This is a genomic window from Levilactobacillus suantsaii (assembly GCF_004115745.1).
Taxonomy (GTDB): domain Bacteria; phylum Bacillota; class Bacilli; order Lactobacillales; family Lactobacillaceae; genus Levilactobacillus; species Levilactobacillus suantsaii.
In genome coordinates this window covers 1-659 of the sequence record NZ_QXIL01000063.1, presented here as the reverse complement: position 1 = coordinate 659, position 659 = coordinate 1, and the positions used below count along the sequence as shown (strand labels likewise).

Genomic DNA, 659 nt, shown 5'->3' with positions numbered 1-659 from the left:
CATTTGGATATTGGACAGCCCTAGTTCACAAAAGGTTTCGATTTTAATTCGTTCAGAATAGGTTATACTAGACAAAAGATCAGCTCCTAAAAGATGGGTTTGTGGTAAACACCATTTTAAGGGAAGCTGATCTTTTTTGTCCGAACAGCGTCGGATTAATTTTACAATCTACCATAACTTTAAAAGTGATAATACCCAACTTAATGCTGACAAATAAAAAAATAATCGCAAATGCATATATAAGAAGCTGTCTAAAATCTCTTAAGTAATAGTGCTAAAAACGCTAAAACGACCATTTGCAGACTAGTGGTTAATTGACGCTCACAATTTTTCCAAAGTCGCCGACAATTCTCTAGCCAACTAAAAGATCGTTCGACTACCCAACGTTGGGGCATGACTTCGAATCGATGCAACTCATTGCGCTTCGCAACCTGCACGGTTGCGTTTAAATTACTGGCTACATCGAGCTGAAAATTAACGCCTGAATAACCACCATCAACTAAGACATTTTGAACCTGGCGTAAATGCATGGCATGTAAAGCGATCATTGCACTGGCCCCGTCTCGATCAGAGACGTTCGCTCGCGTCATGTGAATGGCCTGCGGAAAGCCATTGATATCAACTGCCAGATGGCGCTTAATCCCCGAGATTTTCTTACC

The 659-nt window shown here is 40.8% G+C and carries 1 protein-coding gene; it reads right to left on the bottom strand.

Features of this window, described 5'->3' with window-relative positions; translation table 11 throughout:
* Positions 1–251 precede the first annotated feature (251 nt).
* Positions 252–659, bottom strand: a 408-nt coding sequence (locus tag DXH47_RS11550) for an IS5 family transposase (protein ID WP_129033432.1), incomplete at its 5' end; no start/stop codon positions are given.